We start from the raw sequence: 8,212 nt of genomic DNA on the forward strand, positions 1-8,212 counted from the left end.
TGTATGATCTTCGGGGGGTGATAACTCGGGAGTGAAAAAATCAAAAGGCGAACCTTGTCCTGCTTGTGGTTGAGAGTTTGACATCTTATCCCGAATTTCTCACAAAATCTGCGATCGCCAAACACAGAAGCCTTACAGGAAGTGGGTTTGAACAGAGCGATCGCATATTTCCCCAACCAACAGTCTGTTGTCAGATTTTAAGTTAAAATCAACCCGAATTAGACAAAGATGAAAAGATAAATCAATCACTCATTTTTCCAAAAAAATTATTAATAAAATCTCTAATAGTACTAGATTGTTAGAATAAAATATGCTATAATTTAATTATTAAAGCAATTTACCTTAAACTGATTTAATGAGTCCCAGTCATCCCCGAACCCCTCGTCAAGTAATCAACTTTAGTAAACAGAAAGGAAAAGAAATAAGGTGATTTCCGAGAAAGCTTTTCCCATAGGGGGTAATCGCTTGGACTAAAGGCTTTCAAGAAATAAAAGGAACAGAGAGTTAGCGGATCTTGGTACACAACTTTAAAATTTCATAATTGGCTCGTCTGAAAAAACAGAAGAAATAGATTAAAATGAAGAGGTAAAAAGATTAGAGAGAGTAAATTGAAGCTAAAACAGACAAATCATCCCTTAACCCCGTCGATGGTCGATGATTTACGTTTAGCAGCCTCAAAAATGACGGGAGCAGAGCGTCGTTCATTTCAAGCTGAAATGTGTCTCAAGTATTGTGGAGGAAGTGCCAGACAAACCGAAATCGTGTTTGGTTGGGGGAGAAAAAATGTTCAACTTGGATTACATGAAAAACGAACTGGGATAGTGTGTTTAGGATTACAATCAGTCAATAGTGGATGTAAAAAATGGGAGGAAAGATACCCAATAGTTGCCCAATCATTGAAAGAAATAGCCGAAGCTCACGCACAACAAAACCCCACATTTAATAACCCCATTGCCTATACAAGATTAACGGCGGCTGAAGCCATTAAACAATTAAGAAATCTAGGATATAATGGAGAGGAGGTTCCTGCTGCTTCGACAATGGCAGATATTTTAAATTGTTTGGGCTATCGATTAAGAAAAGTGGTAAAAGCTAAACCTAAAAAAAAATCTCGGAGACGGACGCTATCTTCGAGAATATAGAGAAAAAAGATAGAAAAAAAGACCCTTCTGTGAAACGTTTAAGTATGGATTGTAAAGCAACTGTGGAAATAGGAGAATATTCACGTGGCGGACAAACCAGAGGTTATAATCAAGCTCAAGATCATGATATGGGAACTAAAGAAAAATACGTTCCTTGTGGGATTGTAGATGAAGATACAGGGCAACTTTATGTAACTTTTGGAAGTTCTTATAAAACGAGTGATTTCATGGTAGATAACTTGGAGCAATGGTGGACAAGTCTGAGTATAACTGAAAAGCAGCAACTAGAGAACATCCAAATTAAAGTTGATAATGGACCAGAAAATAGTGGAATAAGAAGGCAATTTTTGAAGAGAATGGTAGAGTTTGCCGACCAAACTAAGAAATCTATTCAATTACTATATTTTCCTCCTTATCACAGTAAATATAATCCCATAGAAAGATGTTGGGGAATTTTAGAGAGGCATTGGAACGGAACACTTCTGAGAAATGCTCAAACGATGTTAGCTTGGGTAAAAACTATGACATGGAAAGGCTTAAATCCGATAGTTAAGTTAAGTAAAAAAGTTTATCAAAAAGGCATTTCTTTAACGAAAAAAGAGATGAAGGAAATTGAGAAACGTTTAGAACGTAATCCTCACTTACCTAAATGGGATATTTTGATTAGACCCAGTTAGTCTAAAAAGTTAATAAGAGTGTAAAATTAAGTGAATTTCCTTTTTAAAAATAGTCAAAGCTAATTTAAAAGTTAGCGTATTTCTTTCTTTTAGATAGGGAGGTTTTTGTTCGCGGAAAGTATCCGCGAACAACTTTTTATTTTTCCCTTTTCGCTTATTTGAGATGTTCTACAAACAGATTCTGAGAATGGGTGGGAAACTTTTTCTTGGAAATCACCTTAACGGCCGTTAACCCCTACTAACAGAAATTGGTATTTATCTGCTGAGAGCCTTGTCACTCAATTGATAATTTTGTACCCTTTCAATGAGCGATCGCACTTCTTTTTTGCCTTCCGAGGGTTCAAAGACAACAGGAAACTTGCCACTGGTTAACATTCTTAACCCCAAGGGTGCAAGAGAAAGTAACCCTTCTAAGTCTTTGAAATAATTCCCTACTACATAAACACCAAATTTTCTCTCATCGATCCAACCTCCCTCTTTCACCAGATCGATCAAAACTTTACGGTGACGAATAGCGCGACTACTTTGAGCATCATTGCGGTCTAAAATTTCTTCTTTGAGATGAGAGATTTGATCCATGGGGGCAACTTCCATAGGACAAACCGCATTACAATAATAACAACGGGTACAACCCCAAACTCCTTCCTCTACCTGATTATAGTTATCTAAACGCTCCTCTGTCCCTGTATCACGGGAGTCTGCCACCATCCGCTCGGCTTTAGCCAAAGCATGAGGTCCGACAAACTCAGGGTTAACCGTTAAAGCATTACATTCAGAATAACAAGCACCACACATAATACAGTTACCCGTCTGATCCAACTGCGATCGCTCATCGGGAGTCTGTAAAAATTCTCTCTCGGGAATCTTGCGCCCTTTGGTACTGACGTAGGGATCAACCTCTTGAAGTTTATCCCAAAAACCAGACATATCCACCACTAAATCTTTAATCACTGGCATATTTCCCAAGGGTGCAACGGTGATAGTTGGTATATCTCCATTACTCGAAGCGGATATCATTTCTAACTCTTGTCCCACATTTTGCTTGCAGGCCAAAGCCGATCGCCCATTAATTCTCATACCACAACTACCACAGATAGTGTTGCGACAATTTTTTCGGAAGGCTAAACTACCATCTTGTTCCCATTTAATACGATTCAAGCATTCTAAGATGGTATTACCAGCTTGTACTTCTAATTGATAACTCTCTAGCTGGGGACTTTTCTTCGGTTTTTGTCGCCAGACTTTAAACAATACTTTCATAAGAACATAATAAAATGGATGGATCTCTTCTATATTATCTCGTTCTGAGGAACTTCCCATCCTGGGAGGGGCTAGGGGTGGGTTGACTTCTGACTTCGTTAAAGTCCCTGTCGGTGCCAAACTCCCCAAACTCTTCACAGTTATCAATTATCAGTTATGTTAATATTGGCAAGCAACTCAAGCACGATCAAGGTTTGAGACCTATGTAGTCTGGAGTTTTTTACTTTTATTTTCAGGTTCAACAACCACAACCCTAGAGGAGATAGAGAGGGAATTTATCTGAGTTTGAGCCGATCAGAATAAATTTACCCCCTTAAACTACCCCCGATCAACTTCATAATTCTTGAAATTTTTTTTGTTTAGTTTAGGAATTTCACGCTATATTTTTGATATGATCAATAATGATCGAAACAACCTACTCATCATTGAGAGAAAATCAAAGGACATTGATAGAATTATGGCTGACACCATTGATCCAAATCCTACTCCCTTAACCGGAAAAGCCCTACTTCAAGAAATAAAAAGCTTATCCGATAAGCCTCGCCGAGAAACAGCCAGAGAATGTGGCTATTACTCAGTGACAAAAGAAGGACAAGTTCGTGTTAACTTAACGGACTTTTATGATGCTGTTTTGGCAGCCAAAGGCGTTCCCCTCGCACCTGGGGCAACTAAAGATGGTCGTGGCCGTGAACCTACGTTCAGAGTTAGTGTTCACAGAAATGGTCAAATTGTCATCGGTTCCACCTATACTGAGCAGATGGGATTGAAACCAGGGGACGAATTTGAAATTAAATTAGGCTACAAACATATTCATCTTAAACAAGTAGGTGCTGATGAAGAAGAGGCAGCCTAAAGACTACTGAGTACCAGTTAAACATGGGACTAAAATCGCTAAACCCAAGTCAAAAGGAAAGGTCAAACTTTAGTGCTTTCTGGGTTTGATCGGACAAGGGCAAAAGCGATCCCTCCCCTAAAACAAATGGGGAGCAGATGATGAAACAGCAACCATGAAAGCAATATGTTATGGTCAGATAAGAAGTTGACTACTTATTGGCCATCGTCGTGTTATTGATAACGGTTGAAAATAGTTTTGCTATAGCCCCAGATCCGAGCATAAGGGAAGTATTTTTACCCCCCCACTTTCCCCATTGGTTTATGGTTCTCCAAGAGATTCCTAGTCAGAGCAAAATAGTTCTTTTCCTACTAATATGGTTAACCCTTTGGCTACCCATATCCTTACTTTTGGGTAAAAGCCTCCACTGGAAACCATTTCAACCGTTAGAGGCAGAACAGAAAATCCCTTTGTTAGTACCTTTGTATTTATTGGTTCCCTGTTTAGGCTGGTTAACCATAGCGATCGAAGGCACTTCATTATCTGACTATGGATTATCCTGGCAAGGGAATACCCTAATTTCCCTTTGTATAGGTGTTTTGTTGGGCTTGGGAGGGTTAGGAGTGGTTTTTGCCATCGAAGGAGGTTTAGGGTGGCTAGAATGGGACTCTGAGAACCTAGAGCAGCTAGGGAAGGTTGCTGCACCGATTTTCGGATTAGCCATCTGGATAGCCTTAAACGAAGAATTTGTCTTTCGAGGTATTTTTCAAACAATTTTAGAACAAGATTATGACCCCTGGGTGAGTGCTATCATAGTTAGTAGTATTTTTGCTTTAGTTCATCTACTATGGGAAAGACAAACCACCATTCCTCAGTTACCTGGACTGTGGTTAATGGGAATGGTTTTGGTGGTAGCAAGATGGGCCGATGGAGGGAATATTTGGTTAGCAGGGGGACTTCATGCCGGTTGGGTGTGGGGGTTAGCTTCTTTAGATGCCGCCCAAATGATTTCCTACACAGGAGAAGGTAAAGATTGGATAATTGGTATTTATCAGCAACCCTTAGCTGGAATAATGGGTATTTTGTGTTTATTCGGCACTTGTTGTCTATTATGGTTTTGGCTGTAAGCTCACCCACGGCTGAAGCTCGTGGGGGTACACTAAACCTAGGTAAATCTAGGTATGTGATTAAATTGCTGTTATCTCTACAAAGGTAATTCGAGTTGGATAAACTCTCCCTTTGCAGAGCTTAAACGTCCCCGATACCCCATCGGGGGATATTCTGACTCTACAGCCAAAGCTTCTGACTTGAATTTAGTTGATAACCAACCATGTTCTGTGGCATAACTGACACTGTATCCAATAGAGTGCAGATATCGCACGGTACGATGCAACAATACTCGTCTAACCTCCCGATACTTCATATATCGAGTAATTTCTTCATCTGTACCACGATGAGCAATGACATTAGCGGCATTGTAATCACTCTGCAATACCTCCCCGTTATAACGGTAAAAGCAATCTCCAACCCGACTCCCTAAGAGAGTCCCCGTCTGGAAATCAGTTTGCGAGGTATAGGCAGCACAAACGGTTTTAACGGTTGAACCCGTTTGTTGTCCAATTTCTTCGAGTGAAGTCTGTAATTCCCCTTTAACCCATTGGTTAAGTTTTCGATTGATGCGCTTCGATTTAATTTTAGAGTTAATAGGAGTTGATAAATCTTCTGCATAGATATTAGTTGGTTCAGTCAATACATTTCTTAATCCATGTCTAATTGATAATGACTACACAAGGAGAAAATTAACTCACTTCCAAACCTTAAAAGTCTATCTTTATCGGTAATAATCAAGCGTGAGACTTCTTCGTTGAGAATTTTGTCTATCAGTTTATTGAGTCCTCGTTTTTTATAGTTAAGTCCCGAACCAATATCTTTGATTAATTCAACTTGCCAGCCTTTATTCTCGCAATAAGCAACCAAGGTATTAGCTTGACGTTCTAAATCGTCTTTTTTATCTCTGGTTGAAACTCTTGCGTAACATAGTGTTGGTTTTTCATTACGTTCTTCCTCTTCAATTCCTGCTAAGGCTGAAGCTAAAAATCGTCGATGACCTCCCTTGGTTCTCTGGGAAGTAATCCGACCTTCAGATTCCCAACGTCGAATGGTATCGACGCTTACACCAAAATAGTCGGCTGTTTCTCCAATGGTAAAATATCTCGGCATAACACCATTATACCTAGTTTTACCTAGATTTACCTAGATATTCACCCTACTGCATCATTAGTCCAATCTAATGATTTGGTAGTCTATGAGGCTTTAAATGTAAAAAACTTGGTGCGGAATGCACCGCCGCTTTCCACTGCCGACCCTGCTGGATTTGAAATCCAGCAGGAACGCGGCAGCGCATTCCACGCCTTGAATTCAATTCAAGGTGGGTCGGCGGTAAAGAATCGTAAGCTATCTAAGTCAATTAGTGATGCGTCTTGGTATCAATTCACTGAATGGTTGAATTATTTTGCTAAGATTTATCGCATTGTTTGTATTGCTGTCCCTCCCCATTTCACCAGTCAAGATTGCTCAGTTTGTGGCACAAGAGTTCAAAAACTCACGGGGTGACAAGCCCGTTAAAACCCTGATTGAAAGAGGGTTTCAGCCGTGGCGATCGCTCTATAAATTGTCAAAAACTAGAGGGCTTATTGAGAATAAACAATAATGATAATCATTCTTGCCGTGTGTGTGGGGGGGAGGAGGGTTACACCGTCCTCCCCCCCACAGGGTTGATGCTCAAAATCAACCCCTTGGGCAATATTAGTTTTTATTAAATAATAAAAATTGGTTTATTTTGGATAGTTACATCTAAAATAAATCATCTTCCACTGGTTATTTTATGTTAAGATAAAATAGGGGAATTAAGCCGTCTTATCTATTATGGACATGGCTTGTAACCCTTTTTTATAATTGTTGAGTTTCTGGGGATTATTGCTCATCATAATTGAAATAAAATCAGAGTAAAATTCCCAAGCGTGAATCCAAAGAGAGCCATAAAGTCCTATCCAAAAATTACTATGTCTTCGGTCACGTCTTGATTTTTCAGTTAGACGAGCAATATATTTTCCTTGATTGGTTTGTCGAAATGTTTTGCCTTTTAAAGAAGTAGCAGTGTAAGCGATCGCTATTAATAAAATCAAGGAATTTAGTCGTTTATTATTGGCTTTACTTCCCTCCCAATTATAACCCCCTGTCTTACAATCCTTGAACATAGCTTCAATACCTGCCCTGGCTCGATAGACTTTCAAGACCTCTGATAAACTGTCTAAGTTGGTAAGAATAAACCAAGGCTCTTTTTCCTGTTTGCCCTTGTATTTTCTTTTCCAATATGCTCCCACATTAAAGTTTCCAAACCCTTTATTTTTAGTGACTGAAACCCCAGTTAAAAACATCTTCATCCCAGGTTTCATTCCTAACTGCGAAAAAGTTTGATAATCTTCATCATCTTTTTTCTGGTTTGTACCTTGTTTCTGACGAAAAGCGAAGAATAACTTTTGTTTTTTACTTTTTTGTTTCAACCAATAAGCTAATTTAACACTGTGGAATTCTCGGTCTCCAAGAATGACTAACTCATAGTTTTTTAGAAGACAAAGAACAGGTTGAATTAATGCCTGTTGTTCAGATAATCTGCTGGCTCCTCTTTTCCCTAAAAGTGTCCAATAGATGGGTAAAGCCCACTTTTTCCAGATAACAGCAACCATGAAAACATTTTTATCTTTCCATTGGGTTCGGTCAATTGTTATAATCAGACGAGAGCCAGTCTTAAATTCTTTACAAATAATAGCTTTAATCACAGGAAACCAGAATCTGGGAATGGCTAAAGCTGACAAAACTAGGAATCTCTGGATATGTTTACGACGACTTTGATAAAGGATTGGTAAAGGAAAACAAGCTGCTAACCTTTCTATTCTAACCTGTTTATGTACTGTCAGCAACCACAGTAAAATTCTAAAAGCCTCGAACTGTGTTTGTGTTAAATGTTTGGTAAAATGAGATTCATAAACTGCTAAAAAGCTCATGATTTAAGTTATAAAACGATTAAGGACAATCTGATTATTATTAGCATAAAATCGGATTGTTTTCTCTCTTTTAGGAGTTGACGCTCGCGCATCAAAACAGTTTGGGGGGGCAGGGCAATCGCATTTAATTTTTGAAAAGCTGACTGCATAAGAGGTTTCGCGATCGCCGTTCATTTGTACTGAAACTCTAAAATCTTTACTGGATAACGCATCTCAGATTTTAATGCGATTGGCCCG

At 39.0% G+C, this 8,212-nt stretch carries 5 protein-coding genes and 3 pseudogenes; 4 read left to right on the forward strand and 4 right to left on the reverse strand.

Features of this window, described 5'->3' with window-relative positions:
- Positions 1-716: 716 nt before the first annotated feature.
- Positions 717-1,819: pseudogene (locus tag CWATDRAFT_RS40635) on the forward strand (ISAzo13 family transposase).
- A gap of 255 nt (positions 1,820-2,074) precedes the next feature.
- On the opposite strand, the gene CWATDRAFT_RS27650 reads toward CWATDRAFT_RS40635, so the two are convergent.
- The gene (locus CWATDRAFT_RS27650; RefSeq protein ID WP_042712637.1) at positions 2,075-3,079 is read right to left on the reverse strand and encodes a succinate dehydrogenase/fumarate reductase iron-sulfur subunit; all 1,005 of its coding nucleotides are present in this window, start codon (positions 3,077-3,079) and stop codon (positions 2,075-2,077) included.
- Positions 3,080-3,536: 457 nt separating this feature from the next.
- Here CWATDRAFT_RS27650 and CWATDRAFT_RS27655 point away from each other — a divergent pair, with 457 nt between their 5' ends.
- Positions 3,537-3,932, forward strand: coding sequence for an AbrB family transcriptional regulator (locus CWATDRAFT_RS27655; RefSeq protein WP_007309723.1), 396 nt, complete (start codon positions 3,537-3,539; stop codon positions 3,930-3,932).
- 302 nt (positions 3,933-4,234) lie between these two features.
- Entirely contained in the window at positions 4,235-5,038 is an 804-nt protein-coding gene (locus tag CWATDRAFT_RS27660; RefSeq protein WP_007308088.1) for a CPBP family intramembrane glutamic endopeptidase, read from the forward strand.
- A 77-nt stretch (positions 5,039-5,115) separates the two neighbouring features.
- On the opposite strand, the gene CWATDRAFT_RS27665 is transcribed toward CWATDRAFT_RS27660, so the two are convergent.
- Together CWATDRAFT_RS27665 and CWATDRAFT_RS27670 are read right to left on the reverse strand one after the other, a co-directional pair.
- Positions 5,116-5,661 (reverse strand): transposase, encoded by a 546-nt coding sequence (locus CWATDRAFT_RS27665; RefSeq protein WP_007308092.1) that lies wholly within the window; start codon positions 5,659-5,661, stop codon positions 5,116-5,118.
- 35 nt (positions 5,662-5,696) lie between these two features.
- A pseudogene (locus tag CWATDRAFT_RS27670) lies at positions 5,697-6,131 on the reverse strand (IS607 family transposase); the annotation flags it as partial.
- Positions 6,132-6,350: 219 nt separating this feature from the next.
- On the opposite strand from CWATDRAFT_RS27670, the pseudogene CWATDRAFT_RS34790 reads away from it, so the two are divergent.
- Positions 6,351-6,512 (forward strand): annotated as a pseudogene (locus tag CWATDRAFT_RS34790) (zinc ribbon domain-containing protein); the annotation flags it as partial.
- A gap of 305 nt (positions 6,513-6,817) precedes the next feature.
- Here the strand turns inward: CWATDRAFT_RS34790 and CWATDRAFT_RS27680 are convergent.
- Positions 6,818-7,975, reverse strand: a complete 1,158-nt coding sequence (locus CWATDRAFT_RS27680) for an IS4 family transposase (RefSeq protein ID WP_007308090.1) — start codon at positions 7,973-7,975, stop codon at positions 6,818-6,820.
- Positions 7,976-8,212 lie beyond the last annotated feature (237 nt).

It is taken from the genome of Crocosphaera watsonii WH 8501, from assembly GCF_000167195.1.
Lineage (GTDB): Bacteria > Cyanobacteriota > Cyanobacteriia > Cyanobacteriales > Microcystaceae > Crocosphaera > Crocosphaera watsonii.

Coding starts and splice junctions, on each gene's coding strand:
- CWATDRAFT_RS27655 (WP_007309723.1), top strand. CDS start 3,537: ATGGCTGACACCATTGATCCAAATCCTACTCCCTTAACCGGAAAAGCC.
- CWATDRAFT_RS27650 (WP_042712637.1), bottom strand. CDS start 3,079: ATGAAAGTATTGTTTAAAGTCTGGCGACAAAAACCGAAGAAAAGTCCC.
- CWATDRAFT_RS27680 (WP_007308090.1), bottom strand. CDS start 7,975: ATGAGCTTTTTAGCAGTTTATGAATCTCATTTTACCAAACATTTAACA.
- CWATDRAFT_RS27660 (WP_007308088.1), top strand. CDS start 4,235: ATGGTTCTCCAAGAGATTCCTAGTCAGAGCAAAATAGTTCTTTTCCTA.